Genomic DNA, 23,968 nt, shown 5'->3' with positions numbered 1-23,968 from the left:
GATCAGGCGGCGAGCGCCGCCATTTCCGGTTCCGTCACCACCGCCTCGAATGCCGGCTTGGCGAACAGGTAGCCCTGCATGAGGGTGACGCCGAGATCGCGCAGGGTCTTGGCCTCGTCCGCCGTCTCGATGCCTTCGGCGATGGGGGTGATGGCGAGATCGTCGCACACCGCCAGGATCGCCTTGACGATGCTGCGCCGCGCCCGTTCGGTGTCGATGTTGCGGGTCAGTTCCATGTCCAGCTTGATGATGTCCGGCTGGAATTCCGCCAACAGGTTCAGGCCGGAATAGCCGGAGCCGAAATCGTCGATGGCGGTCAGGAAGCCCTGGCGCTTGTATTCGTTGAAGATGCTCTTCAGGTGGTCGTGGTCCACCACCCGCTCGTTCTCCGTCACCTCGAAGATGATGCGGTCGGTGGGGAAGCCGGTGCGGCGCGCGGCGGCCAGCGTCGCGCGGATGCAGGCCTCCGCCTTGTAGACGGCGTTCGGCAGGAAGTTGATCGACAGCCGGGCGCCATTCATCGGCAGGGTCGAGGCAAGCTCGATCGCCTTGATGCGGCAGGACTGGTCGAAGGCATAGCGCGTGGCGTCGGTCACCTGCCCCAGAACCCAGCCGGCACCCTGGCCGGCGGTGCCGCGGACCAGCGCCTCATGCGCCCATACGGCACCACCCGCGACATCGACGATGGGCTGGAACGCCATCGTGAAGTCCAGATCGAGCCTGTCCGCGCACTGGCCGCCGCACCCGCCGTCCCCAAACGCCATCGCATTACCCCTGTCAGATCAAGAACCCCACCTTCAGGTAAGCGACAATGCCATGGATTTCATCCGACGGAGGTGTGGCAAGTACCACACCTTCCGACTAGGACTTTCCCCTACGCCTCCGGTAAGAACTGCCAGCCTACTCTGCCGCGATGCGCGTTTCGGCGTGTCGTATTGCCGCCCACACGGCTTCCGGCGTCGCCGGCATGTCGATGTGGGTGATGCCGAGGTCCGACAGCGCATCGACCACCGCATTGATGATGGCCGGCGGCGCGCCGATGGCCCCGGCCTCGCCGGCGCCCTTCATGCCCAGCATGTTGGTGGTGCTGGGAACGCTGTTCAGCTTCACCTCGATCGGCGGCATGTCGACCGCCCGCGGCATCTGGTAGTCCATGAAGGACCCGGAGAGCAGCTGCCCGCTGTCCGGATCGAACACCACCCGTTCCTGCAAGGCCTGGCCCAGCCCCTGGGCCACGCCGCCGTGGATTTGGCCGATCACCAGCATCGGGTTGATGACCGTGCCGAAATCGTCGACGACGCTGTAGCGCACCACCTCGATCACGCCGGTGGCGGGGTCGATCTCCACCTCCGCGACGTGGCAGCCGTTGGGGAAGGTGCTGGCCGGCGGGGTCCAGCGCGCCATCTCGGAGAAGGCGATGCCGGCGCCACCCTCGGCAGCCTTGGCGGCCACCTCCCTCAGCGACACTGCGCGGTCGGTGCCGACGACGGTGAAGCGGCCGTCGGCGAACTCGACGTCGACCTCGGCGGTCTCCAGCAGGTCGGCGGCGACCGTGGTCGCGGCCTTCACCACCTTGGCCGCCCCCTCCGCCAGCGCCGAGCCGCCTACGGGCACGGAGCGCGAGCCGCCGGTGCCGGCGCCCCAGCTGACACGGTCGGTGTCGCCCTGGACCACCTCGACATCCTCCGGCGGCACGCCCAGCCGGTCGGCGAGGATCTGCTTGTAGGCGGTCTCGTGGCCCTGACCGTTGGTCTGGGTGCCGATCAGCAGAACCACCTTTCCGTCGCCGTTGACCTGGACGGTCGCCTGCTCCGGCCCGCCGCCCGAGCACGCCTCGATATAGGTGGCCAAGCCGGCGCCGCGCAGCTTGCCGCGGGACTTGGCCTCCGCCTTGCGGGCGGACAGGCCGACCATGTCGGCGAGAACAAGTCCGTCCTCCAGATTCTGGACGAAGTCGCCGGTGTCGTAGACCTGCCCCATCGGCGTGGCGTAGGGCATGGCGGACGGCGGGATGAAGTTGCGCCGCCGGATCTCCGCCGGGCCGAGGCCGGTGACCCGTCCGGCATGGTCGATCAGCCGTTCCAGAAGATAGGCCGCTTCCGGCCGGCCGGCGCCGCGATAGGCATCCACCGGCTGGGTGTTGGTGAACACGCCCTTCACCCGCACATAGACCGCCGGTGTCCGGTAGGACCCGACCAGCATCGCCGATCCGGCATCGGTCGGGATGAAGGGGCCGTAGTTCGACAGGTAGGCGCCCAGATTGGCGACGGTGTCCACCCGCAGCCCCAGGAAGCGGCCATCGGCGTCGAGCGCCAGACGCGCCTTGCTGACATGGTCGCGGCCATGGTCGTCGCTGATGAAGCCCTCGATGCGGTCGGCCGCCCATTTCACCGCGCGGTTCAGCCGGCGGGCGGCGAACAGGCAGGCGACATATTCCGGGTAGTTGAACAGCTTCATGCCGAATCCGCCGCCGACGTCGGTGGTCAGCACGCGGATGCGGGAGTCCGGCTCGTTCAGGATCTTGGCGAACTGCTTTTGCAGGCCGTGGACGCCCTGGCTGGTGACGTAGATCAGCAGGCGGCCGGGCGCGCCGTCGGCGCCGGACTCGACACCGGCGACGCAGGCGCGGCCCTCCATCGGGTTGGCGACGACGCGGTTGTTGACCAGTTCCAGCTCCACCACGCGGTGGGCGCCGGCGAGCGCCGCCTCCACCGCCGCCTCGTCGCCGGTGTCCCAGTCGAAGCAGAGGTTGTTGGGCGCCGCGTCCCACACCAGCGGACGGCCGGGCTCCAGCGCCTCCAGCGTGCCGGTGACGGAATCGCGGTCCTCGTAATCGACCATCACCAGTTCGGCCGCCTCGCGCGCGGCCTCCAGCGTCTCCGCCACCACCATCGCGACCGGATCGCCGACATGGCGGGCGAAGCCGCGGGCCAGCGCCGGGCGCGGCGTGCGGACATAGTTCGATCCGTCGCGCTGCTTCAGCACCGCCTGGCAGGGGATCATGCCGACATTCTCGGCATCCAGGTCGGCGACGGTGTAGACCGCCAGCACGCCGGGCTGCGCCAGCGCGTCCGACGCATCGACCGAGCCGATGGCGGCGAAGGCATGGGGGGAGCGGACGAAGGCCGCATAGGCCTGGCCGGGAAGAGACACGTCGTCGGTGTAGCGGCCGCCGCCGGTCAGCAGCCGGGCGTCTTCGGTGCGCGGAACCGCCTGTCCGATGCCGAACTTCATGGGTGAACTCCCGACTTCCGGTTCGATGCGATTGTTGTGCTCCGCGAAGATAGGCCGGCTGAAGCGTGAGGGAAACCCCCGGCGGTGGCTAGCAGCGCGCGCCATTGCGGACTGGCGCCCACTGCCCGCAGCGACCATATTCCTGGGCATGTGTGGACGCATGCTACTCACCACCCCGGTCAGCGAGGTCCAGCGCCTGTTCGGCGTGCCCGAGCGGCCGAACCTGATGCCGCGCTGGAACATCGCCCCGACGCAGGACATTCCCGTGATCCGGCGCGATGAGGACGGCCGCCATCTGTCGATGGTCCGCTGGGGGCTGGTGCCGCCCTGGGCCGACGATCCGTCCATCGGCGGGCGGATGATCAACGCGCGCGGCGAATCGGTGGCGGACAAGCCGGCCTTCCGCGACGCCTTCCGCAAGCGCCGCTGCCTGATCCCGCTGGACGGGTTCTATGAATGGACCAGCGTGGGGGAGGGGGCGAAACCGCGCAAGCAGGGGCACGTCATCCGCCGCCGACACCGCGGCCTGTTCGCTCTGGCCGGCTTGTGGGAGCGTTGGCGCGGTCCGAAGGGCGCCGCACCGCTGGACCCGCCGCTGGAAACCGCGACGGTGGTGACGACGGCGACCAACGCCACCCTGTCCTTCCTGCACGACCGCATGCCGGTGGTGCTGGATCCCGCCGACTGGGACGCCTGGCTCGACCCGGCGACCCCGCTGCCGGTGGTGGAAGGGCTGATCCGTTCGGCGCCGGACGACTGGCTAGACGTGGTCCCGGTGGGGCCGCGGGTGAACAGCGTGCGCAACGACGACTGTTCCTGCCTGGATCCGCCGGAAGAGGCGGCGGCCGTCACGGAAAAGCCGGTCGAGGGGAAGCAGGTCGAGGGGAAGCCGGCCAAAGGAAAGCCCGACGACAAACAGCCCAGCCTGTTCTGAGCCGATGAGGGTGGGGAGACTTACACTGGTCGTGCTCTGCGGTCTGGTCCTTGCCGGTCCCGCCGCGGCGCAGACCAACCAGGCTGCCAAAGGGCGCGGCCCCATCGCCAACACGCCGGACCAGACCGTGACGGGCTCCGCCATGGCGGTGGAAGGGGATTTGCTGACCGTCAACGGCATGGCGGTGCGGCTGATGGGCATCGACGCGCCGGATCCGGGGCAGAAGTGCAAGAACCGCTACGGCCATGAACTCGACTGCTTCAAGGTCGCCACCGCCGTGCTCGCCAACATGGTGAAGGGCGAGGAGGTGACCTGCACCATTACCGAACAGGACCGTACCGGTGAGAAGAAGGGCGAATGCCGGGTGCGCGGGGTCGATCTGGGGGCGGCGATGGTGTCGCGCGGCTGGGCCTTTCAGTATGCCAGCCTGTCGCCCGCCTACCAGAAGGGCGAGGCCTATGCCCAGAGCAAGCGGATGGGGCTGTGGGCCGGGCAGGTGGAGAAGCCGTGGCAATGGCGCTCGCGCCAGTTGCGCGAGAAGGCAAAGTGAGCGAACCGCCTTTTGGGCAGCCTGGGCTTGTCGTTCGGGTCTGGCCCTTTGGCAGTGACTGACGGGCTGTGGCCGTACGTTGGCGTGCCGCACCCCCATTTCCCATTCGACCGCCCCGAATGGCATGATAAGATTCCGACAAGATGAATAACGACCTCCACAGGCCGGCAGGTTTGCCTGGCGAACGATCGGAGAGGCTGAATCCCAGAGCGGTAACTCCCGGCAGGGAGCGGAGTCACGGGTATGCTCGTTTACGAATGTGAACTGTTCGAGGTGGTGCCGATCCTGCGCCGCTATGCGCGGGCGCTGACGGGTGCCACCGACCGTGGCGACGCGCTGGTGACGCGCTGTGTCGAAGCGGCGGTGATGGCACCGTCCCGGTTTGGCCTGGACCGCGGCGGCGATGGGTCGCGGCTGTCGATGTACGCCCTGCTGAACCTGCTGTTCGACCGCTCTCCGGAAGAGTTCGGCCCACCCGGCCGGCCGCTGCCATCGCCCCATCCCATCGAGCGCGCGCTGGCCGAACTGCCGGAGGCCGAGCGCCGCTTGTATCTGCTGACCGCGCTGGAAGGATTGAGCATCCGGCAGGCGGCGAAGGTGCTGCAGCTGCCGGCGGGGGAGTCCATCGACCGGTTGAAGGCGGCCCGTGCCCGCGTGCGCGCCGCGATGGTCCAGCGGGTCATGGTGGTCGAGGACAACGCCCTGCTGGCGATGGAGCTGGGGGAATTGGTGGCCGACATGGGCCATGTCGTCTGCGGCACCGCCGGCAACGAGACGGAGGCATTGGCCCTGCTGAAGGCGGAGAAGCCGACGCTGGCCCTGCTGGATGTCCGGCTGGCGGATGGCGGCAGCGGGATCGAGATCGCCCGCCGGCTGAAGCGCGTGCGCGACCTGCGCACCATCTTCGTCACCGCCTTCGATGACGACATTCGCGCCCTGGACGCCCGCCATCTGGGGCAGATCGTGCGCAAGCCCTTCACCAACGCCGGCATCCAGGCGGCCATTTCGCGCGCCATCTTCATGCCGCAGCCGGTGGCGCTGGCCTGACGACTTTCGACGGTCAAGCCAATGAAAAAAGGGACCGCCGGCGATCCGGTGGTCCCTTTTTTCGTAAGGCGGCTTTCAGGCAAGCCGCCTTCAAACAGCGCCCGCTATACCGTGTGCCGGCGACCGGCGATCATGCGGTAGATGGCCAGGATGATGATCGCGCCGACGATGGCGCCGATGAATCCCGCTCCTTCACCCGGCCGGTACCAGCCGACGGCGGCCCCCAGATATGTCGCGACGAAGGCGCCTGCGATGCCCAGCAGCGTGGTGATGATAAAGCCGCCCGGATCGCGACCCGGCATCAGGAACTTGGCGACGATGCCGGCGATGAAGCCGATGATGATCGTCCAGAGAATGCCCATGGTTGTTTTCCCTTCCGTTGCGGGACCGTCTTCCCATGCCCAATAACGGGCAAAGAGGCGATTGGTTCTCCTTCCCGGCGGATCTTTTGGCCCGATGCTCTTTTGGGCAGCCGGAACTTTTTGCATAGGCACCATGTTCTCCGCAGCACATGACCGCCGTCGCGCTTCGGTGCTGACGCGGTGGACCGGGACGCCTCCAGGCCCTGCCGGCCGGGCCGTTCCGCAAGGAAAGCTGGGAGAATTCTAATGACCAGGACGTTCATTTTCACCGCCATGGGCGCGGTTCTGCTGTCGACCACCGCGATGGCCCAGGTGGGCGGCGCGACCTCGCCGCAGGCCGGATCGAGCTACACCATGGGCACGCCGTCGGGCGGCATCCCGCCGCTGGACGCACCGGCCCGCGGCCTGCCGGTCACCGACACGCCGCAGGGCGGCAAGGTGGTGGTGCTGGGCGAAGGCATCGGCGCCCGCCGGCTTGCCGAAGAGCGCCGCATGGAACAGCAGATGGCGACCGGCATCGCCGGGTCCACCGCCGGTGCAGGCGCGGCGATGACCGGCAGCAGCATCGCCGGCGGCAGCACGGCCGACCAGGACCGCGCCGCCCGCATGGCGCCGGTGGCCAGCGCAGCCGACTTCGTGAACCGCGCTTCGCAGAGCGACCTGTTCGAGATCGCGTCGAGCCGCATGGCCGTCGACCGCGCCACCACCGAGCCGGTGCGCCAGTTCGCCCGCCACATGATCATGGACCACACCACCACCAGCGAACTGGTGAAGACCCAGGCCCGCGCCAGCGGCCTTGAGCCGCCTGCCCAGCCGGATCTCGACCAGCAGCAGAAGCTGAGCCAGCTGCAGGGCCTTCGCGGTGTCGCCTTCGACCGCATGTATGTGAACCAGCAGGTGCTGGCGCACCGCGAGGCGGTTGACCTGTACGGCACCGTCGCCCGCAGCACCGATCCTGACCTGCAGCCCTACCGCAGCCTGGCACAGCAGACGCTGCCGAAGCTGCAGCAGCACCTGAACCAGATCGAAGGCATCGCGGCCAGCGCCCCGCTCGCCAGCTCCCGCTGATCCGGCGAACCTGAGAGGCCGATAATGGAAACGGCCCCGTACCGCTCCCCCTTGGGGGCGGCGCGGGGCCGTTCCTGTTCTCAGGTGCCGATCAGCGCAGGGCGCTGATGTTGGCGGCGTACTGCTCCGGACCACCGGTGAAGGTGGCGGTGCCGGCGACCAGAACGTCGGCACCGGCCTCGATCGCCAAGCGGGCGGTTTCTGGGTTGATGCCGCCATCGACCTCCAGGTCGATCTGCTTGCCCAGCGCATCGATGCGGGCGCGCAGGTCGCGGATCTTCGGCAGCTGGCTCTTGATGAAGCTTTGGCCGCCGAAGCCGGGGTTGACCGTCATCACCAGCACGAGGTCGATGTCCTCCAGCACATGCTGGATGGCGTCCACCGGCGTCGCCGGGTTCAGCGACACGCCAGCCTTCTTGCCGAGCGACTTGATCAGCTGGATCGTGCGGTGAAGGTGCGGCCCGGCTTCCGGATGGACGGTGATGATGTCGGCGCCGGCCTTGGCGAATTCCGGAACGAAGAGGTCCACCGGCGAGATCATCAGATGCACGTCGAAGACCTTGGCGGAATGCGGCCGCAGCGCCTTCACCACGCCCGGCCCGATGGTGAGGTTCGGGACGAAATGCCCGTCCATCACATCGATGTGGATGTAGTCGGCGCCGGCGGCGTCGACCGCGCGGACCTCCTCGCCCAGCCGGGCGAAGTCGGCGGAGAGAATCGAGGGGGAAATCTTCACGGCGCGCATGGGAAGTTCCTGAAGCAGAGGGAGGGCTGGGACCGGGTCCGATTCGCCGCACTTCCTATCACGGGCCGGCGCGGCAAGTCATGACATGATGTGAATTCCGCAAGGCCGCGGGAAGGACCCCTGCCGGGCTCCCACAGCGCGAGCCCGGCCGTTTGCCCTTTACCGCCATCGCGAAGCGTTGTATCCATCTGGATATAGGTGCAGCATCAGGCATGGCAGGAGATGACGATGGTCGGTGTGCGTTCGATCCTGGGAAGGAGCGGGTTCAGACTTGCGATGTCGGCGGCGGTGCTGGGCTTCAGCCTCACCCTCGCGGCCCCGGCGGCAATGGCGCAGGACGTGCTTGTTCTGGCCGCCGCCTCCACCAAGAATGCGGTGGACAAGCTCGCGTCCCAGTTCAAGGCGAAGACCGGCCTGTCGGTGACTGCATCCTTCGCCGCGTCGTCCGCCCTGGCAAAGCAGATCGAGAACGATGCGCCGGCCGACATCTTCATCTCGGCCGATCTCGACTGGATGGATTATTTGCAGAAGCGTAATCTGATCAAGACCGACAGCCGGACGAACCTGCTGGGGAACGAGTTGGTGGTGGTGGTGCCGAAGGGAACGGCGCTGAAGCCGGACCTGTCGAAGGGCGGCAAGTTGGCCGAGCAGCTGGGCGACGGGCGGCTCGCCACCGGCGACCCATCGAACGTTCCGGTCGGGAAGTACGCCAAGGCGGCACTGGAGTCTCTTGGCCAGTGGAAGGCGGTCGAGCCGAAGCTCGCGCGGGCCGACAGCGTGCGGGCGGCGCTGGTGCTGGTCAGCCGGGGCGAGGTGCCGATGGGCATCGTCTATCGCACCGACGCCGCCATCGATCCGGGGGTGGAGGTCGCCGCCGTGTTTCCGCCGGACAGCTACCCGCCCATCGTCTATCCGGCAGCGCTGGTCGCGGCATCCAAAAGCGCCGGCGCCGCCGCTTTCCTCGACCACATGAAGTCGCCGGAGGGCATGGCGGTGTGGACGGAATTCGGCTTCGTTCCGGCGCCCAAAGCACCGTAAGCTCTGCGGCATGGATATCCTGACGCCGATGGAGACCACCGCGTTGCTGTTGAGCCTGCGTGTCGCGGGCGTCGCCATCGCGTTGGGGTTGCCGGTTGCCGTGCTCGCCGCCTGGGTGCTCGGGCGCTATTCCTTTCCGGGCAAGACGCTGGTCGATGGGCTGGTCCATCTGCCGCTGGTTCTGCCGCCGGTGGTCACCGGTTATATCCTGCTGGTGACGATGGGGACCAAGGGGGTGGTCGGCGGCTGGCTGTACCAGACCTTCGGCATCAAGCTGATCTTCACAGCGGAAGGTGCGTCGCTGGCGGTCGCCGTGACGTCCTTCCCGCTGATGGTGCGGGCGATCCGCCTGTCGGTGGAGGCGATCGACGGCGGGCTGGAGGCGGCGGCGCGCACGCTTGGCGCCGGTCCGGTCGACCGCTTCTTCACCATCCTGCTGCCGCTGATGGCCCCCGGCCTGCTGTCCGGCGCCATCGTCGCTTTTGCGGCGGCGATGGGCGAGTTCGGGGCGGTCATCACCTTCGTCTCCAACATTCCCGGCCAGACGCAGACCCTGCCGCTGGCGATCTATGCCGCCACCCAGGAACCCGGGGGTGACGCGGTGGCGGCGCGGCTCGCGGCCATATCCTTCGGCGTCGCCCTGATCGCACTGATGCTGTCGGAGTTCCTGGCGCACCGTGTTCGGCGGCTGATCGGGCAGACTTGACCATGCTTGACCTTTCGATCCGCCAGACGCTGGGCGCCTTTGCGCTCGACATCGCCTTCACCGCGGAAGAGCGCGGGGTGACGGCCCTGTTCGGCCGTTCGGGGTCCGGCAAGACCTCCGTCATCAACGCCATCGCCGGGCTGACGCGGCCCGATGCCGGCCATATCCGCATCGGCGATACGGTGTTCTTCGACAGTGCGCTGCGCATCGACGTGCCGGTGGAAAGGCGGCGCATCGGCTATGTCTTCCAGGATGCGCGCCTGTTCCCGCACATGACCGTGCGCAGCAATCTGGAATTCGGCCTGCGCCGGGTGCCGGCCGCGGATCGCCGCATCGCCTTCGGCCCGGTCGTGGAACTGCTGGGGCTGGGCCATCTGCTGGACCGCCGTCCGCGCGGGCTTTCGGGCGGGGAGAAGCAGCGGGTAGCCTTCGGGCGCGCCCTGCTGGCTCAGCCGCGCCTGCTGCTGATGGACGAGCCGATGGCCTCGCTCGACGCCGCCCGCAAGGCGGAGATCATGCCCTACATCGAGCGTCTGCGCGACGAGATGAACATCCCCATCGTCATGGTCAGCCACGCGCTGGACGAGGTTGTGCGCCTCGCCACGACGATGGTGCTGATCGGGGAGGGCAGGGTGCGCGCCGTCGGGCCGGTGGGCACGGTGATGGGCAGGCTCGACCTGTCGGCGGTGACCGGTGCGCAGGATGCCGGCGCCGTGCTGGACCTGACGGTGGAGCGCCATATCCCCGAAGACGGCCTGACCGTGCTGGCCTTCGACGGCGGGCATCTGACCGTGCCGCGGGTGGAGCGTGCGCCAGGCGCCTCGGTGCGCCTGCACATCCATGCCCGTGACGTCATCGTCGCCTTGCAGCAGCCGGTCGGCGTGAGCGTGCGCAACGCGCTGGCGGCGACGGTTGTGGAAGTCGCCGAGTCGGGACCATCCTCCGCCGACGTGCGGCTGGCGGTCGGCGGTTCATTCCTGATCGCGCGCATCACCCGCGCGGCCGTCCGGGAGTTGGACCTGACGCCAGGCCGCCCCGTGGTGGCGCTGGTAAAGGGCATCGCCTTCGAACCGGGCAGCACCGGTGCCCCCGCGGAAGGGCGGCGGGTCGTCGATGTGTGACTCTGTCCGGCAATCGGAACATCCCCTCTCCCGCAGTGGGAGAGGGGATGTTCCGCAGGCGTGCTGACCTGACCTCCGGAGCTTACTGGCCGCCGGACGGGGTTGCCGAGCCACCGGTGCTGGCGCCGCCGCCGGCAGACCCGCCGGCCGTGGAGCCACCCGGCACCGTGGTGGTGGCACCGCTGCTGTCGTTCATCGAGTTGCCGGAGGTTCCGCCTTGAACCGGAACGCCGGTGGAGGGCGGCGGAACCGTCGTTGAACCGCTGCTGGACCCGCTGCTGGTGGTCGGGCTGGTCTGGTTCGCCGCGTTGGAGTTCTGGGCGTTTTGGTCGTCGCAAGCCGCCAGCCCCAGAAGCAGGGCGGGAAGGGCCGCGATCAGAATCTTGCTGCGCATGGAGTGCGTCTCCTCAGCCATTGGGCGGCGCCGCCCCGGAAGCCGGCAACCGGAAGCGCATTCGCTGACCCGGTACGGCTCCGGCAACGCCGTGTGGGTCCAAACACGCCACCGCCGGTTTCATTCCATCCGTCCTTAGCACTATGTCGAGTGGGTGCCGTGCGACGGTGGGGCAGGGCCACCGGCGGAGCGCCCGGAATATCCTACCGGGGCGCGCGGAGAACTTTCACGGAACGTTCTGACAACTTGTGGCGCAGGCGTGGCCGGTACCCATTACTGGGTTGCGCAAAGAACACGACACTTTTGCGACTTGGCTGTTCCATCTTTTTCGTTTGACCGGTGGAAAGTCGCTGTGATTCCATCCAACCACCATGACGATGATCGCCGACTTCACCGACACGCTCGCCCGCGCTGCCAAGAGCGCGATCCGCCAAGCCATCATGCCGGCGCTGTGCGCCTGCGTGGTCGCCTACTTCGCCTACTACGCGATCCATGGCGATCGCGGGCTGGTGGCGATGAAGCAGATCCAGGGGGAGATCGCCCAGGCCGAAGAGGTCCTGAACCAGCTCCGCACCGAAAGGGAGGAGATGGAACGGCGCGCCCAGCTTCTGCGCGGCGACGGGCTCGACCGCGACATGCTGGAGGAGAGGGCGCGGCTGATGCTGAACTTCTCCAACCCGCGCGACGTCATCGTCAAGCTGCCCAAGGTCGCCGAACCTCAGGGGGCGGTCCCGCAGAAGTAAGGGGAAATCAGCTGATTAACCGAAATGCGGTTAATCGAAAATAGCGCTGCAAAAACAGGCATTTGCGCGGGCCAAAAAGCTCGTGTAGTGTGCGCGCCATATTCGCTTCCGGTGCGGGCTCTCGCATGCCCGCAACGCGTGGCGGCAAGGGTTGTTTAAGGCCCATTGCCGCGTGAACCCTGGGGAGGAATCATGGCCGCGTCCCGACGCCGTCCGACCAAGGCGCAGACCGACACCGCGCCCGCTCAAGCCGTCTCTTCCGAAGAGCTTCTTCATTACTATCGCGAGATGCTGCTGATCCGCCGCTTCGAAGAGAAGGCGGGCCAGCTGTACGGCATGGGCCTGATCGGCGGCTTCTGCCATCTGTATATCGGCCAGGAAGCCGTCGTGGTCGGCGTGCAGGCCGCCCTGAAGCAGGGTGACACCGTCATCACCAGCTACCGTGACCACGGCCACATGCTGGCCTGCGGCATGGAGGCCAATGGCGTGATGGCCGAGTTGACCGGCCGCATCGGAGGCTACTCCAAGGGCAAGGGCGGCTCGATGCACATGTTCAGCCGCGAGAAGAACTTCTACGGCGGCCACGGCATCGTCGGCGGCCAGGTTCCGCTCGGCACCGGTCTGGCCTTCGCGCACAAGTACCTCAATGACGGCGGCGTCTCCGCGGTCTATTGCGGCGACGGCGCCATCAACCAGGGCCAGGTGTACGAGAGCTTCAACATGGCGGCTCTTTGGAAGCTGCCGGTGCTGTTCGTCATCGAGAACAACAAGTACGCCATGGGCACCTCGCAGGAGCGCGCCTCGGCCGGTGAACTGCACCAGCGCGGCGCCGCCTACGGCATCCCCGGCTATCAGGTCAACGGGATGGACGTGCTCGAGGTGAAGGCCGCCGCCGACCAGTGGGTGAACTACATCCGCGAAGGCAACGGCCCGGTCATCCTTGAGATGAAGACCTACCGCTACCGCGGCCACTCCATGTCCGATCCGGCCAAGTACCGGACGAAGGAGGAGGTCGAGAAGATGCGGTCGGAATCCGATCCCATCGACCAGCTGAAGGCCAAGCTGCTGGGCGGCGGCCATGCCGACGAGGACAAGCTGAAGGAGATCGATCGCGCGGTGAAGGCGATCGTCACCGAATCGGCCGAGTTCGCGCAGCAGAGCCCCGAGCCCGATCCGTCGGAACTGTGGACCGACATCCTGGTCGAGACCTGATCGTCGAATCCACCGTCTGGTCCTGACGTCAACGAAAAGCAGGAGCGGCGCCGACCGGAACAGGTTGCCCCCAGATTGGGAGCGGCAACCGGGTTCCCCCGCGCCGCCGGAGGTTGAGGAATGCCGATCGAAGTGCTGATGCCGGCCCTGTCGCCCACCATGACCGAGGGCAAGCTGGCGAAATGGCTCAAGAAGGAAGGCGACGCGGTGAAGTCCGGCGACGTGCTCGCCGAGATCGAGACCGACAAGGCCACCATGGAAGTCGAAGCGGTCGATGAAGGCCGCGTCGGCAAGATCCTGGTGCCGGAAGGCACCGACAACGTCGCGGTGAACACTCCCATCGCCATGCTGCTGGAAGAGGGCGAGGACGAGAGCGCGCTGCGCGAAGGCGGCAACAAGCCGACCGTCGCCGGCCCGACCAACGCCGTCCCCGCTTCCGAAGAGACCAAGGCCGCCCCGTCGGCGGTGCAGGCCGCTGCGCCGGCCCCGGCTCCGACCGTGCCGGCCGCCCCGGTGTCGGCTCCGGACTCCGACGAGGACAAGTTCTTCGCCAAGACGGTGAAGAAGACGGTCCGCGAGGCCCTGCGCGACGCGATGGCCGAGGAAATGCGCCGTGACGAGAAGGTCTTCGTCATGGGCGAGGAGGTCGCGCAGTATCAGGGCGCCTACAAGGTGACCCAGGGCCTGCTGCAGGAGTTCGGCGAGCGTCGCGTCATCGACACGCCCATCACAGAGATCGGCTTCGCCGGTCTGGGCGTCGGCGCCTCCTTCAAGGGGCTGAAGCCGATCGTCGAGTTCATGACCTTCAACTTCGCCATGCAGGCGATTGACCACATCATCAACTCCGCCGCCAAGACGCTGTACATGTCCGGCGGCCAGATGGGCAGCCCGATCGTCTTCCGCGGCCCGAACGGCGCCGCCGCCCGCGTCGCCGCCCAGCATTCGCAGTGCTATGCCTCCTGGTATGCCCACTGCCCGGGCCTGAAGGTCGTCTCCCCCTGGTCGGCGTCCGACGCCAAGGGCCTGCTGAAGGCGGCGATCCGCGACCCGAACCCGGTGGTCTTCCTGGAGAACGAGATTCTCTACGGCCAGAGCTTCGAGGTTCCGGAGGACGAGGAATTCGTCCTGCCGATCGGCAAGGCCAAGATCGAACGCGCCGGCAAGGACGTGACGATCACCGCCTTCTCGATCATGGTCGGGCATGCGCTGGCCGCCGCCGAGGAGCTGGCGAAGGAAGGCATCGACGCGGAGGTCATCAACCTGCGCACGATCCGTCCGCTGGACACCGCCACCATCGTCAACAGCGTCAAGAAGACCAACCGCCTCGTCTCCGTCGAGGAAGGCTGGCCCTTCGCCGGCATCGGGTCGGAAATGTGCGCGCTGATGATGGAGCAGGCCTTCGACTATCTCGACGCGCCGGTGGCCCGCGTGGCCGGCCTGGACGTGCCGATGCCCTACGCCGCCAACCTGGAAAAGCTGGCGCTGCCGCAGGTCGCCGACATCGTCAAGGCCGCGAAGCAAGCCTGCTATCGCTGAGAGGAGGGCTGATAGGATGACCGTTCAGATTCTGATGCCCGCCCTCTCTCCCACGATGACCGAGGGCAACCTCGCCAAGTGGCTGAAGAAGGAAGGCGACACGGTGAAGTCCGGCGACGTGCTCGCCGAGATCGAGACCGACAAGGCCACCATGGAAGTCGAAGCGGTCGATGAAGGCCGCATCGGCAAGATCCTGATGCCGGCCGGCAGCCAGGGCGTGGCGGTGAACACCCCCATCGCCATCCTGCTGGAAGAGGGCGAGGACGAGAGCGCGCTGGCCTCGGCCGGCTCCGCTCCCGCCCCGGCAGCTGCCGCCGCTCCGGCGGCGGCTCCCGCTCCGACCGCTGCGGCTCCGGCTGTGGCTCCGGCTCCCGCCGCCGCTCCGGCGCAGGCGGCTTCCGGTGAGCGCGTGTTCGCCAGCCCGCTGGCCCGCCGCATCGCCGAACAGGTCGGCGTCGACCTGAAGACCGTCAAGGGCACCGGCCCGCACGGCCGCATCGTCAAGGCCGACGTCGAAGCCGCCAAGGCCGCCGGTCCGGCCAAGGCCGCTGCCGCTCCCGCGGCGGCTCCCGCGCCGGCCGCCGCCGCTCCGGCTCCCGCCGCAGCTCCGGCCCCGGCCCCGGCGAAGGCCGAGGGTGTGGACGCCAAGGCGCTCGCCGACAAGCTGGGCATGGCCTACACCGCCGTGCCGAACAGCGGCATGCGCAAGACCATCGCCAAGCGTCTGGGCGAGGTGAAGCGCACGGTTCCCGACTACTTCCTGACGGTGGATGTCGAGATCGACGCGCTGATGAAGGTCCGCGCCGAGCTGAACGGCCGGTCCGACGCCTACAAGCTGTCGGTGAACGACTTCATCATCCGCGCCGTGGCGTTGGCGCTGAAGAAGGTTCCGGCGCTGAACGCCGCCTGGACCGACGAAGCGATGCTGCAGTTCCAGCATGCCGACATCTCGGTCGCCGTCGCCACCCCGACCGGGCTGATCACTCCGATCGTCAAGAAGGCGGAAACCAAGGGTCTGGCCGACATCTCCAACGAGATGAAAGCACTGGCCAAGAAGGCGCGCGACAACGCGCTGAAGCCGGAAGAGTATCAGGGCGGCACGATTTCCATCTCCAACCTGGGCATGATGGGGATCAAGCAGTTCCAGGCGATCATCAACCCGCCGCAGGCCTGCATCCTGGCGATCGGCGCCAGCGAGCAGCGCCCGGTGGTGAAGGACGGCGCGCTGGCCATCGCCACGGTGATGAGCCTGACCGGCACCTTCGACCACCGCGTGGCCGATGGCGCCGTCGGTGCGGAATTCCTCGGAGCGGTGAAGAAGCTGCTCGAGGATCCGCTCTCGATGCTGCTCTGACGGTTTGAGGACCGGTTCCATGTCGAAAAGCCTTGCCCCGCTCCGCGCCGAAATCGACGCCATCGACGACGAGATCGTCGCGCTGCTGGGCAAGCGCCTGTCCGTCGTCCACCGCGTAGCATCGGTGAAGATGGCGGAAAACCTGCCGGCCGTCCTGCCCGACCGCGTCGAAGCGGTGAAACGGCGGGCGGCCGAGGCGGGCTTGGCTTACGGCCTGGATCCGGACTTCATGGCCACCCTGTACCAGACGATCATCGACGAGGCGTGCCGGGTCGAGGAAGGCATCTTTGCCGCCGGCCGCGAGGATGCGCCTCGCTCCTGAATGGGGAGAACACCCTTGGCCGACATGAATTACGACGTCATCGTCATCGGCGGCGGGCCGGGCGGTTACGTGGCGGCGATCCGCGCCGCGCAGCTGGGCCTGCACACCGCGGTCATCGAGCGTGAGAACCTGGGCGGCATCTGCCTGAACTGGGGCTGCATCCCGACCAAGGCGCTGCTGCGCTCGGCCGAGGTGCTGCATCTCGCCAAGCATGCGTCCGACTACGGGCTGGTCATCCAGAACCCGTCCTTCGACCTGGACAAGGTCGTCGCCCGCTCGCGCAAGGTTGCCGGTCAGCTCAACGGCGGCGTAAAGCACCTGCTGAAGAAGAACAAGGTCGCGGTGATCGAAGGCTCCGCCAAGCTGATCGGCAAGGGTCAGGTGGCGGTCACTAAGGGCGACGCCCCGGTCGGCACCTTCGGCGCCAAGCACATCATCATCGCCACCGGCGCGCGCGCCCGCACGCTGCCGGGCCTGGAGGATGACGGCAAGCTGGTCTGGACCTACCGCAAGGCGATGACGCCGGACGCCATGCCGAAGTCGCTGCTGGTCATCGGGTCCGGTGCCATCGGCATTGAATTCGCAAGCTTCTACAATGCCTTGGGCGCCAAGGTTACAGTGGTCGAGGTGATGGACCGCATCCTTCCGGTGGAGGATGAGGAAATCTCCGCAATGGCCCGGAAAGCCTTCGAAAAGCAGGGCATGCGCATCATCACCGGCGCCAAGGCCGGCAACCTGCGCAAGGCCGCCGACAGCGTGACCGTGGCCGTGGAGGCCGGCGGCAAGACCGAGGACATCACGGTCGACCGCGTCATCGTCGCCGTCGGCATCAGCCCGAACACCGAGGGGCTGGGGCTGGAGAACACCAAGGTCAAGACCGACCGCGGCCACATCCAGACCAACCCGATGTGCGAGACGGACGAGCCGGGCGTGTACGCCATCGGCGACGTGACCGGCGCCCCCTGGCTCGCCCACAAGGCCAGCCACGAGGGCGTGATCGTGGCCGAGCACATCGCCGGCAAGCATCCGCATGCGCTGAACGTCCGCAACATCCCGGGCTGCACCTACTCGCACCCGCAGATCGCGTCGGTCGGCCTGACGGAGAAGAAGGCGAAGGAAGCCGGCTACGAGATCAAGGTCGGCCGCTTCCCCTTCGTCGGCAATGGCAAGGCCATCGCGCTCGGGGAGCCGGAGGGCCTGATCAAGACCATCTTCGACGCCAAGACCGGCGAGATGCTGGGCGCCCATATGATCGGCGCGGAAGTGACCGAGCTGATCCAGGGCTACGGCATCGCCAAGTCGTCGGAGCTGACCGAGGCCGAGCTGATGCATACGGTGTTCCCGCATCCGACCCTGTCGGAAATGATGCATGAGTCGGTCCTTGATGCCTATGGCCGGGCGATCCACTTTTAAATAAGATTTTCCGAGGTGACGTTTTTCCCCTTTGGACGGAGCCATGGACCGCAGCAGCGCCGCCTATGACGAGGATTTCTACGCCTGGACCCAAGCCCAGGCGCAGGAGCTTCGCCGTGCCGGCGCCGAGCGGAACAATGCCCCGGTCGACTGGGAGAACGTCGCCGAGGAGATCGAGTGCATGGGCCGCAGCCAGAAATCCGAGATCGACAGTCGCCTTGGCGTTCTGCTGGTCCATTTGCTGAAATGGATGTTCTGTCCCGACCTGCGTGAGCGCTGCGCGCGTGGCTGGCGCCTGACCGTCCGGGAGCAGCGCAAGAAGCTGATCCGGGAAATCAAGGAAAGCCCCAGCCTTCGGCCCTACATTGCCGAGGTCTTCGCCGACGTTTACTCGGACGCCCGGCTGCGGGCAGCCGTCGAGGCGGATACCCCTGACGGCCATTTCCCGGTCGAGCCGCCTTTCACGCTTGACCAGGCGCTCGATCCAGCCTATCCGGCCGAGCTGTTTCCGCCGGAATGGCGGGTTTAACACCCTCATCGCACCTATTGTCGGGGCCGGGGCATCGCGTCGGCCATCGGGAGCTTTAGACCATGACCCTCGTCGACCAGACCGAGAAGCTGCGCCACCCCGAGAAGGCCCATAAGCCCGACAACCCGATCCAGCGCAAACCGGCTTGGATCCGGGTCAAGGCGCCGATGAGCCAGGAATACAACGAGACCCGCCAGTTGATGCGCGGGCTGAAGCTGAACACCGTGTGCGAAGAGGCCGCCTGCCCGAACATCGGGGAGTGCTGGAAGCACAAGCACGCCACCTTCATGATCCTGGGCTCTATCTGCACGCGCGGCTGCGCCTTCTGCAACGTCGAGACCGGGCGCCCGGACCTGCTGGACCCGCATGAGCCCGACAATGTGGCCGAGGCGGTCGGCAAGCTGAAGCTGAGCCACGTTGTCATCACCTCCGTCGACCGCGACGATCTGGCCGACGGCGGTGCCGAGCATTTCGCCCGCACCATCCGCGCCGTCCGTGCCGCGTCGCCGACGACGACCATCGAAATCCTGACCCCCGACTTCCAGAAGAAGAAGGGTGCGGTCGAGGTGGTGGTGGAGGCCAAGCCCGACGTCTTCAACCACAATCTGGAGACGGTTCCGCGCCTGTACCCCAACATCCGTCCGGGTGCCCGCTATTTCGCCTCGCTGCAGTTGCTGGCGCGGGTGAAGGAACTGGATCCGACGATCTTCACCAAGTCCGGCCTGATGGTCGGGCTGGGGGAGACCAAGGAGGAGATCGGACAGGTGATGGACGATCTGCGCTCCGCCGATGTGGACTTTCTGACGATTGGGCAGTATCTCCAGCCCACGCCCAAGCATGCGGCGGTGGATCGCTTCGTGACTCCCGAGGAGTTCGACGGTTATTCCACTGTCGGCCGCGGCAAGGGCTTCCTGCTGGTGGCCTCGTCGCCGCTGACGCGCTCGTCCTATCATGCGGGCGCCGATTTCGAGAAGCTGCGCGAAGCCCGGCTGCGCAAGCTGGGGGTCGCGGCCGCCTGATGCAGGCGGCTCAATAAGAAAGGATATGGTACGGGCATGCCCACGCACGCGGAAAAGAAGGTTCTTCCCTACACCCCCCGGCAGATGTACGACCTTGTCGCCGATGTGGAGAAGTATCCGGAGTTTCTGCCCTGGTGCCTGGCGGCCCGCATCCGCAAGCGCGAAGGCAACGTCATGTTCGCGGACCTGATCATCGGGTTCAAGATGGTCCGCGAACGCTTCACCTCGCGGGTGGAACTGAGCGAATCCGCTTGCCGGATCGACGTGCAATACACCGACGGTCCGTTCCAGTACCTGAACAACCACTGGATCTTCAGAGAACATCCCGGCGGCTGCTGCGTCGACTTCTTCGTCGATTTCGAATTCCGCTCGAAGATGCTGCAGAAGATCATGGGCCTGCTGTTCAACGAGGCGGTGCGCCGCATGGTACAGGCCTTCGAGACGCGGGCGGCACAGCTTTATGGACCGGGCAGGGCGACGCAACCGGCGTGACGCCCTGCGGGCCAGATGGTAGAAGGTTGGGTCAGGGCAGGCGGGTCAGGTCTTGTCCGACCACAACTCCCCGCCGCTGGCCCAGTCGCTCTTCTTCACGTCCTGGAAGATGATGTCCACCGCCGAGGGCGAGCAGCCGAGCACCTTGACGGTGGCCTCGGTCAGCGCCTTGGCGTATTCGCGCTTCTGCTCGATCGTGCGGCCTTCGAAAAGCTGGATATTGATGGTCGGCATCGAACCTTTTCCCTTTGTGTGAAAAGCTTGCAGACGTTTCTTCAGCGCAGGCTTCCGTTCGGGCGGGCCAGCCGCAACCGCTCCAACGCCGCTTGAACGGTCGCCATCCGCACGGCGTCGCGGTCGCCGGGGAAGGTGTATTCCTTGGCCTTGGCCGCACCGCCGCGGACCGCGGTGGCGATATAGACGCGGCCGACCGGCTTGGTCTCGGTGGCGCCGCCGGGGCCGGCGATCCCCGTCACCGCCACCGTCACGTCCGCCCGCGACTTCGCCAGCGCGCCCACCGCCATCGCGACCGCCACCTCCGGGCTGACGGCGCCATGGGCATGCAGCAGGCTGGCCGGAACGCCCAGCAACTCAGTCTTGGCGATGTTGGTGTAGGTGACGAATCCGCGGTCAACCACCTTGGACGACCCGGCGATGTCGGTCAGCGCGCCGGCGATCAGCCCGCCGGTGCAGGACTCGGCTGTCGCGATCATGTAGCCGGCAAGTCCGTATTCAGCCAGCGTCTGGGCGGCAAGCTCGCGGATGGATTCGGGAAACATGACGGCCTCTCCCGGTTGGTGGTGTCGGCGTGGGGATCTTATCCGGGAAGCCGGACGGTCGCCACCGCCTGCGCGGCGATGCCCTCCCGGCGGCCGGTGAAGCCCAGCTGTTCGGTGGTGGTCGCCTTGACGCTGACCCGCCCGACCTCGATGCCCAGGATTTCGGCAATCCGCTCCGCCATCGCGGCGCGGTGGGGACCGACCTTGGGCCGCTCACAGATGATGGTCACGTCGGCATGGGCGATGACGCCGCCGCGCTCCGCCACCAGATCGGCGGCATGGCGGAGGAACTTGGCGCTGTCCGCCCCGCGCCAGCGCGGATCGGTCGGCGGAAAGTGGCTGCCGATGTCGCCGGCGGCCAGCGCGCCAAGGATCGCATCGGTCAGCGCATGCAGGCCGACATCGGCATCGGAATGGCCTTCCAGCCCGTGGTCGTGCGGCACGCGCAGGCCGCAGAGCGTCACGAAGTCGCCGTCGGTGAAGCGGTGGACATCGAATCCGCTGCCGGTGCGGATATCCCACAGGCTGCTCAAGATCGCGCGGGTGGCACGGGTCAGGTCGTCGGGGGTGGTCACCTTGAAATTGTCCTCCTTGGACGGCACTAGGGCGACGGCCAGCCCGGCGCGCTCCGCCACCGCCGCATCGTCGGTCAGCGACAGGCCGGCGGCGGCGCGGTGCGCCTCCAGGATGGCGGGGAAGTGGAAGCCCTGAGGGGTCTGCGCCCGCCACAGCCCGTCACGGTCCACCGTCGCGCCGATTGCACCGTCCTTGCCACGCTTCAGCGTGTCGGCCACCGGCACCGCGGCGATGGCGCCGGGCTGCTCGTCCAGCGCGGCGACCACCGCGCCGATGGTGGCCTCATCGATCAGGGGGCGGGCGGCATCATGGATCAGGACAAGGTTGGGGGCGCCGTCGGCGGCCAGCGCCTCCAGCCCGTTGCGCACCGAGTCCTGCCGGCTGGCTCCGCCGGCGACCGGATCGGGCAGGCCGAGCCCCGCGACCGCGGCGTCATAGACGTCGCGCCAGGCGGGGTCGATGACGACACGGACGCCGTCGACCTGCGGATGGCGCAGGAAGGCCTCAACCGTGCGGCGCAGCACCGGCTTCCCGGCAAGGTCGATATATTGCTTCGGCCGTTCGGCTCCGAACCGCTGGCCGGATCCGCCGGCGACGATCAGTGCGATGCAGGTGGGCGCGATGCAGGTGGGCATGAGGCAAACCGTAAGATATGATAGCCACTTGACGGAAACGTCGCGGAGCCTAGCCTGTCGCCGTGGTTCCGCCAAGTGCCGAGCCTGCCTGTTTCATCGCCGGACGGTTCCCGGCGGGCCAATGGTCACGTGACGGGGCCACATGAAGGGGCCACATGACAGGGCGGCATGTCGGGGCGGAAAGACGGGAGTGCGTTCGGGTCCATGTCGCAGAACATCCTCTTGAGCCTGACGGCGCTGGTGACCCTGGTGCCGGCCGCCTTCTATCCTTACCGGCGCATCGCAGGGCAGGGGGCGGACGGGCGCGGCTGGTCCTTCTGGGGCGCCCTGCTGCTGGCCGCCGCCGGCCCCGGAATCTGGGCACTCCTGCAGGTCGCGGGGCAGTGGCACACCGGCTTTTCCACCGCCCTCTGGGTGACCACCGCCGCCTGCATGGCGCTGTTCATCGGGCTCAGCCTGTTCCATGGCACGGCCTGGAGGCTTGCGCCGCTGCTGCTGCCCTATCTGCTGGTCGTCTGCCTGTTCGCCACCCTGACGGAGGATGCGCCGGCTCCGGTCATGCGCGGCAACGCCCCCGGCGTTTGGATCGATCTGCACATCGCGGTGTCGGTCTTCACCTATGCCCTGCTGACGCTCAGCGCCGTGGCGTCGCTGGCCGCGGTGCTGCAGACGAGGGCGTTGAAGACCAAGCGGCCGACCCCGCTCAGCCGCTTCCTGCCACCGGTGGCCGAGAGCGAGCGGCTGCAGCTGCGCCTGCTGATCGCGTCGGAAGTGGTGCTGGGCGCCGGCCTCGCCACCGGCATGGCGGTTCTGTATTTCGAGCAGGGACAGCTGTTCCGCACCGATCACAAGAGCCTGCTGTCGCTGGCGACCTTCGTGGTGATCGGCATCCTGCTGCTGGCGGAATACCGTACCGGTGTGCGCGGGCGGACGGCGGCGCGGACGATGCTGATCGTCTATCTGCTGGCGACGCTCGCCTATCCCGGCGTGAAGTTCGTGTCCAACGTGCTGATCGGGCAATGGACTTGGTAAAAGGGCGGACTTGGTAAAGGCTGCCTGACCGTTGCCGTGGGCTTCGCCCTTGCACCGCGCCGTACCTGCGTGATAACTTGCTTAAAATGTTGGCACTTTGTTGTTTTGCCCATCAATCGGGCAGGTGAGAATGACCATACAAATCGGCCCCATCACGCTCGCCGGACCGGTGATCCTGGCGCCCATGTCGGGCGTGTCCGACCTGCCGTTCCGCCGGCTGGTGAAGCGCGCGGGCTGCGGTCTCGTGGTGTCGGAGATGATCGCCAGCCAAGCGATGATCCGCGAGAACCGCCAAACCCTGCGCATGGTGGAGACCGAGCCCGAGGAATTTCCGATGGCCGTCCAGCTCGCCGGCTGCGAGCCCGAGGTTATGGCCGAGGCGGCGAAGCTGAACGAGGATCGCGGCGCCGCAGTCGTCGACATCAATTTCGGCTGCCCAGTGAAGAAGGTGGTCAATGGCCATGCGGGCTCCTCCCTGATGCGGGACGAGGTTTTGGCCGGCCGCATTCTGGAGGCGGTGGTGAAGGCCGTCGGCATCCCGGTGACGCTGAAGATGCGGCTGGGCTGGGACGAGACCAACCGCAACGCCCCTAATCTGGCCCGTATCGCCGAACAGTGCGGCATCAGGATGGTGACGGTCCATGGCCGCACCCGCATGCAGTTCTACACCGGCACCGCCGACTGGACCTATGTCCGCCACGTCAAGGAGGCGGTGTCGATCCCCGTCGTGGTCAATGGCGACATCACCAACTTCGAGGCGGTGGACCAGGCATTGGCGGAATCCGGCGCCGACGGCGTGATGATCGGCCGCGGCAGCTACGGCCGCCCCTGGTTCCCCTCCCAGGTCATGCACTACCTGCGCACAGGCGAAAGGCTTCCCGATCCGCCGCTGCATGAGCAGATGGACACGCTGCTGGAGCATTTCGACAGCATGCTGAGCCATTACGGCACGGACGGCGGCATCAAGGTCGCCCGCAAGCATGTGTCCTGGTATTCGACCGGTCTGCGCGACTCCAACGAGTTCCGGCAGGAGGTCAACCGGCTGGGCGATCCCAACGCGGTGCGTGACCGCATCCGTGCCTTTTACGAACCGGCAATCGAAAGGATGGCCGCTTGATGGATCCCGT

At 67.2% G+C, this 23,968-nt stretch carries 26 protein-coding genes; 18 read left to right on the top strand and 8 right to left on the bottom strand.

Annotated elements, in window-relative coordinates; translation table 11 throughout:
* Positions 1-2 precede the first annotated feature (2 nt).
* Together VD964_RS29710 and VD964_RS29705 are read right to left on the bottom strand one after the other, a co-directional pair.
* Complete coding sequence (locus tag VD964_RS29710; RefSeq protein WP_324872026.1) at positions 3-701, bottom strand: EAL domain-containing protein; 699 nt, start codon at positions 699-701, stop codon at positions 3-5.
* A gap of 199 nt (positions 702-900) precedes the next feature.
* Positions 901-3,234 carry a xanthine dehydrogenase family protein molybdopterin-binding subunit gene (locus VD964_RS29705; protein WP_324872025.1) on the bottom strand — a complete coding sequence of 778 codons (2,334 nt, stop codon included), beginning with the start codon at positions 3,232-3,234 and terminating at the stop codon, positions 901-903.
* 160 nt (positions 3,235-3,394) lie between these two features.
* On the opposite strand from VD964_RS29705, the gene VD964_RS29700 reads away from it, so the two are divergent.
* The 3 genes from VD964_RS29700 (at position 3,395) to VD964_RS29690 (ending at position 5,765) form a co-directional block, all read left to right on the top strand.
* Complete coding sequence (locus VD964_RS29700) at positions 3,395-4,168, top strand: SOS response-associated peptidase (RefSeq protein ID WP_324872024.1); 774 nt, start codon at positions 3,395-3,397, stop codon at positions 4,166-4,168.
* 4 nt (positions 4,169-4,172) lie between these two features.
* The gene (locus VD964_RS29695; protein WP_414637300.1) at positions 4,173-4,718 is read left to right on the top strand and encodes a thermonuclease family protein; all 546 of its coding nucleotides are present in this window, start codon (positions 4,173-4,175) and stop codon (positions 4,716-4,718) included.
* A 243-nt stretch (positions 4,719-4,961) separates the two neighbouring features.
* Positions 4,962-5,765: a PhyR family response regulator anti-anti-sigma factor gene (locus VD964_RS29690; RefSeq protein ID WP_324872022.1), complete on the top strand. Its 804-nt coding sequence runs from the start codon at positions 4,962-4,964 to the stop codon at positions 5,763-5,765.
* 104 nt (positions 5,766-5,869) lie between these two features.
* Here the strand turns inward: VD964_RS29690 and VD964_RS29685 are convergent, their stop codons facing one another.
* Positions 5,870-6,127, bottom strand: coding sequence for a GlsB/YeaQ/YmgE family stress response membrane protein (locus VD964_RS29685; protein WP_324872021.1), 258 nt, complete (start codon positions 6,125-6,127; stop codon positions 5,870-5,872).
* Positions 6,128-6,373: 246 nt separating this feature from the next.
* Between VD964_RS29685 and VD964_RS29680 the strand changes: the two genes are divergently transcribed.
* Entirely contained in the window at positions 6,374-7,195 is an 822-nt protein-coding gene (locus VD964_RS29680) for a DUF4142 domain-containing protein (RefSeq protein WP_324872020.1), read from the top strand.
* Between the two features lie 91 nt (positions 7,196-7,286).
* Here the strand turns inward: VD964_RS29680 and rpe are convergent, their stop codons facing one another.
* Positions 7,287-7,940 carry a ribulose-phosphate 3-epimerase gene (gene rpe / locus VD964_RS29675; RefSeq protein WP_324872019.1) on the bottom strand — a complete coding sequence of 218 codons (654 nt, stop codon included), beginning with the start codon at positions 7,938-7,940 and terminating at the stop codon, positions 7,287-7,289.
* A 228-nt stretch (positions 7,941-8,168) separates the two neighbouring features.
* Here rpe and modA point away from each other — a divergent pair, with 228 nt between their 5' ends.
* The 3 genes from modA to modC are packed head-to-tail and all read left to right on the top strand — an operon-like array spanning position 8,169 to position 10,805.
* Positions 8,169-8,978, top strand: a complete 810-nt coding sequence (modA, locus tag VD964_RS29670; protein ID WP_324872018.1) for a molybdate ABC transporter substrate-binding protein — start codon at positions 8,169-8,171, stop codon at positions 8,976-8,978.
* A gap of 10 nt (positions 8,979-8,988) precedes the next feature.
* Positions 8,989-9,684, top strand: coding sequence for a molybdate ABC transporter permease subunit (gene modB / locus VD964_RS29665; RefSeq protein WP_324872017.1), 696 nt, complete (start codon positions 8,989-8,991; stop codon positions 9,682-9,684).
* A gap of 2 nt (positions 9,685-9,686) precedes the next feature.
* Entirely contained in the window at positions 9,687-10,805 is a 1,119-nt protein-coding gene (gene modC / locus VD964_RS29660) for a molybdenum ABC transporter ATP-binding protein (protein WP_324872016.1), read from the top strand.
* Positions 10,806-10,887: 82 nt separating this feature from the next.
* Here the strand turns inward: modC and VD964_RS29655 are convergent, their stop codons facing one another.
* Complete coding sequence (locus VD964_RS29655) at positions 10,888-11,199, bottom strand: hypothetical protein (RefSeq protein WP_324872015.1); 312 nt, start codon at positions 11,197-11,199, stop codon at positions 10,888-10,890.
* 371 nt (positions 11,200-11,570) lie between these two features.
* On the opposite strand from VD964_RS29655, the gene VD964_RS29650 reads away from it, so the two are divergent.
* From VD964_RS29650 to VD964_RS29610, 9 genes are all read left to right on the top strand, one after another.
* Positions 11,571-11,942: an FtsB family cell division protein gene (locus VD964_RS29650; protein ID WP_324872014.1), complete on the top strand. Its 372-nt coding sequence runs from the start codon at positions 11,571-11,573 to the stop codon at positions 11,940-11,942.
* A 192-nt stretch (positions 11,943-12,134) separates the two neighbouring features.
* Positions 12,135-13,154, top strand: coding sequence for a pyruvate dehydrogenase (acetyl-transferring) E1 component subunit alpha (gene pdhA, locus VD964_RS29645; protein ID WP_310113615.1), 1,020 nt, complete (start codon positions 12,135-12,137; stop codon positions 13,152-13,154).
* Positions 13,155-13,274: 120 nt separating this feature from the next.
* A complete protein-coding gene (locus VD964_RS29640) occupies positions 13,275-14,690 on the top strand; it encodes a pyruvate dehydrogenase complex E1 component subunit beta (RefSeq protein ID WP_324872013.1) in 1,416 nt (471 codons plus the stop codon).
* 16 nt (positions 14,691-14,706) lie between these two features.
* On the top strand, positions 14,707-16,044 hold the full coding sequence (locus tag VD964_RS29635) for a pyruvate dehydrogenase complex dihydrolipoamide acetyltransferase (protein WP_324872012.1): 1,338 nt from the start codon (positions 14,707-14,709) through the stop codon (positions 16,042-16,044).
* A gap of 19 nt (positions 16,045-16,063) precedes the next feature.
* Complete coding sequence (locus tag VD964_RS29630) at positions 16,064-16,366, top strand: chorismate mutase (protein ID WP_324872011.1); 303 nt, start codon at positions 16,064-16,066, stop codon at positions 16,364-16,366.
* 15 nt (positions 16,367-16,381) lie between these two features.
* Positions 16,382-17,779 carry a dihydrolipoyl dehydrogenase gene (gene lpdA / locus VD964_RS29625; RefSeq protein WP_324872010.1) on the top strand — a complete coding sequence of 466 codons (1,398 nt, stop codon included), beginning with the start codon at positions 16,382-16,384 and terminating at the stop codon, positions 17,777-17,779.
* Between the two features lie 43 nt (positions 17,780-17,822).
* Positions 17,823-18,308 (top strand): DUF29 domain-containing protein, encoded by a 486-nt coding sequence (locus tag VD964_RS29620; RefSeq protein WP_324872009.1) that lies wholly within the window; start codon positions 17,823-17,825, stop codon positions 18,306-18,308.
* Between the two features lie 62 nt (positions 18,309-18,370).
* On the top strand, positions 18,371-19,327 hold the full coding sequence (lipA, locus tag VD964_RS29615; RefSeq protein ID WP_109085480.1) for a lipoyl synthase: 957 nt from the start codon (positions 18,371-18,373) through the stop codon (positions 19,325-19,327).
* Positions 19,328-19,363: 36 nt separating this feature from the next.
* Entirely contained in the window at positions 19,364-19,819 is a 456-nt protein-coding gene (locus VD964_RS29610) for a type II toxin-antitoxin system RatA family toxin (RefSeq protein WP_324872008.1), read from the top strand.
* A gap of 45 nt (positions 19,820-19,864) precedes the next feature.
* Here VD964_RS29610 and VD964_RS29605 read toward each other — a convergent pair whose 3' ends face one another.
* The 3 genes from VD964_RS29605 to VD964_RS29595 are packed head-to-tail and all read right to left on the bottom strand — an operon-like array spanning position 19,865 to position 21,809.
* Entirely contained in the window at positions 19,865-20,053 is a 189-nt protein-coding gene (locus tag VD964_RS29605) for a 4-oxalocrotonate tautomerase (protein WP_324872007.1), read from the bottom strand.
* A gap of 41 nt (positions 20,054-20,094) precedes the next feature.
* A complete protein-coding gene (locus VD964_RS29600) occupies positions 20,095-20,598 on the bottom strand; it encodes a CinA family protein (protein ID WP_324872006.1) in 504 nt (167 codons plus the stop codon).
* 38 nt (positions 20,599-20,636) lie between these two features.
* Positions 20,637-21,809 (bottom strand): bifunctional 2-C-methyl-D-erythritol 4-phosphate cytidylyltransferase/2-C-methyl-D-erythritol 2,4-cyclodiphosphate synthase, encoded by a 1,173-nt coding sequence (locus tag VD964_RS29595; protein ID WP_324872005.1) that lies wholly within the window; start codon positions 21,807-21,809, stop codon positions 20,637-20,639.
* A 204-nt stretch (positions 21,810-22,013) separates the two neighbouring features.
* On the opposite strand from VD964_RS29595, the gene VD964_RS29590 reads away from it, so the two are divergent.
* Positions 22,014-22,841: a cytochrome C assembly family protein gene (locus VD964_RS29590; protein WP_324872004.1), complete on the top strand. Its 828-nt coding sequence runs from the start codon at positions 22,014-22,016 to the stop codon at positions 22,839-22,841.
* Positions 22,842-22,971: 130 nt separating this feature from the next.
* Complete coding sequence (dusB, locus tag VD964_RS29585; protein WP_324872003.1) at positions 22,972-23,958, top strand: tRNA dihydrouridine synthase DusB; 987 nt, start codon at positions 22,972-22,974, stop codon at positions 23,956-23,958.
* Positions 23,959-23,968 lie beyond the last annotated feature (10 nt).

It is taken from the genome of Azospirillum sp. (assembly GCF_035628975.1).
Lineage (GTDB): Bacteria > Pseudomonadota > Alphaproteobacteria > Azospirillales > Azospirillaceae > Azospirillum.
The sequence above is the reverse complement of the archived record's forward strand: the minus strand, read 5'-3'. Positions and strand labels throughout refer to the sequence as shown.

Excerpts from the sequence above, each read along its gene's own strand:
- VD964_RS29710 (WP_324872026.1), bottom strand. The coding sequence starts at position 701 with ATGGCGTTCCAGCCCATCGTCGATGTCGCGGGTGGTGCCGTATGGGCG.
- VD964_RS29705 (WP_324872025.1), bottom strand. The coding sequence starts at position 3,234 with ATGAAGTTCGGCATCGGACAGGCGGTTCCGCGCACCGAAGACGCCCGG.
- VD964_RS29700 (WP_324872024.1), top strand. The coding sequence starts at position 3,395 with ATGCTACTCACCACCCCGGTCAGCGAGGTCCAGCGCCTGTTCGGCGTG.
- VD964_RS29695 (WP_414637300.1), top strand. The coding sequence starts at position 4,173 with ATGAGGGTGGGGAGACTTACACTGGTCGTGCTCTGCGGTCTGGTCCTT.
- VD964_RS29690 (WP_324872022.1), top strand. The coding sequence starts at position 4,962 with ATGCTCGTTTACGAATGTGAACTGTTCGAGGTGGTGCCGATCCTGCGC.
- VD964_RS29685 (WP_324872021.1), bottom strand. The coding sequence starts at position 6,127 with ATGGGCATTCTCTGGACGATCATCATCGGCTTCATCGCCGGCATCGTC.
- VD964_RS29680 (WP_324872020.1), top strand. The coding sequence starts at position 6,374 with ATGACCAGGACGTTCATTTTCACCGCCATGGGCGCGGTTCTGCTGTCG.
- rpe (WP_324872019.1), bottom strand. The coding sequence starts at position 7,940 with ATGCGCGCCGTGAAGATTTCCCCCTCGATTCTCTCCGCCGACTTCGCC.
- modA (WP_324872018.1), top strand. The coding sequence starts at position 8,169 with ATGGTCGGTGTGCGTTCGATCCTGGGAAGGAGCGGGTTCAGACTTGCG.
- modB (WP_324872017.1), top strand. The coding sequence starts at position 8,989 with ATGGATATCCTGACGCCGATGGAGACCACCGCGTTGCTGTTGAGCCTG.
- modC (WP_324872016.1), top strand. The coding sequence starts at position 9,687 with ATGCTTGACCTTTCGATCCGCCAGACGCTGGGCGCCTTTGCGCTCGAC.
- VD964_RS29655 (WP_324872015.1), bottom strand. The coding sequence starts at position 11,199 with ATGCGCAGCAAGATTCTGATCGCGGCCCTTCCCGCCCTGCTTCTGGGG.
- VD964_RS29650 (WP_324872014.1), top strand. The coding sequence starts at position 11,571 with ATGACGATGATCGCCGACTTCACCGACACGCTCGCCCGCGCTGCCAAG.
- pdhA (WP_310113615.1), top strand. The coding sequence starts at position 12,135 with ATGGCCGCGTCCCGACGCCGTCCGACCAAGGCGCAGACCGACACCGCG.
- VD964_RS29640 (WP_324872013.1), top strand. The coding sequence starts at position 13,275 with ATGCCGATCGAAGTGCTGATGCCGGCCCTGTCGCCCACCATGACCGAG.
- VD964_RS29635 (WP_324872012.1), top strand. The coding sequence starts at position 14,707 with ATGACCGTTCAGATTCTGATGCCCGCCCTCTCTCCCACGATGACCGAG.
- VD964_RS29630 (WP_324872011.1), top strand. The coding sequence starts at position 16,064 with ATGTCGAAAAGCCTTGCCCCGCTCCGCGCCGAAATCGACGCCATCGAC.
- VD964_RS29620 (WP_324872009.1), top strand. The coding sequence starts at position 17,823 with ATGGACCGCAGCAGCGCCGCCTATGACGAGGATTTCTACGCCTGGACC.
- lipA (WP_109085480.1), top strand. The coding sequence starts at position 18,371 with ATGACCCTCGTCGACCAGACCGAGAAGCTGCGCCACCCCGAGAAGGCC.
- VD964_RS29610 (WP_324872008.1), top strand. The coding sequence starts at position 19,364 with ATGCCCACGCACGCGGAAAAGAAGGTTCTTCCCTACACCCCCCGGCAG.
- VD964_RS29605 (WP_324872007.1), bottom strand. The coding sequence starts at position 20,053 with ATGCCGACCATCAATATCCAGCTTTTCGAAGGCCGCACGATCGAGCAG.
- VD964_RS29600 (WP_324872006.1), bottom strand. The coding sequence starts at position 20,598 with ATGTTTCCCGAATCCATCCGCGAGCTTGCCGCCCAGACGCTGGCTGAA.
- VD964_RS29595 (WP_324872005.1), bottom strand. The coding sequence starts at position 21,809 with ATGCCCACCTGCATCGCGCCCACCTGCATCGCACTGATCGTCGCCGGC.
- VD964_RS29590 (WP_324872004.1), top strand. The coding sequence starts at position 22,014 with ATGTCGCAGAACATCCTCTTGAGCCTGACGGCGCTGGTGACCCTGGTG.
- dusB (WP_324872003.1), top strand. The coding sequence starts at position 22,972 with ATGACCATACAAATCGGCCCCATCACGCTCGCCGGACCGGTGATCCTG.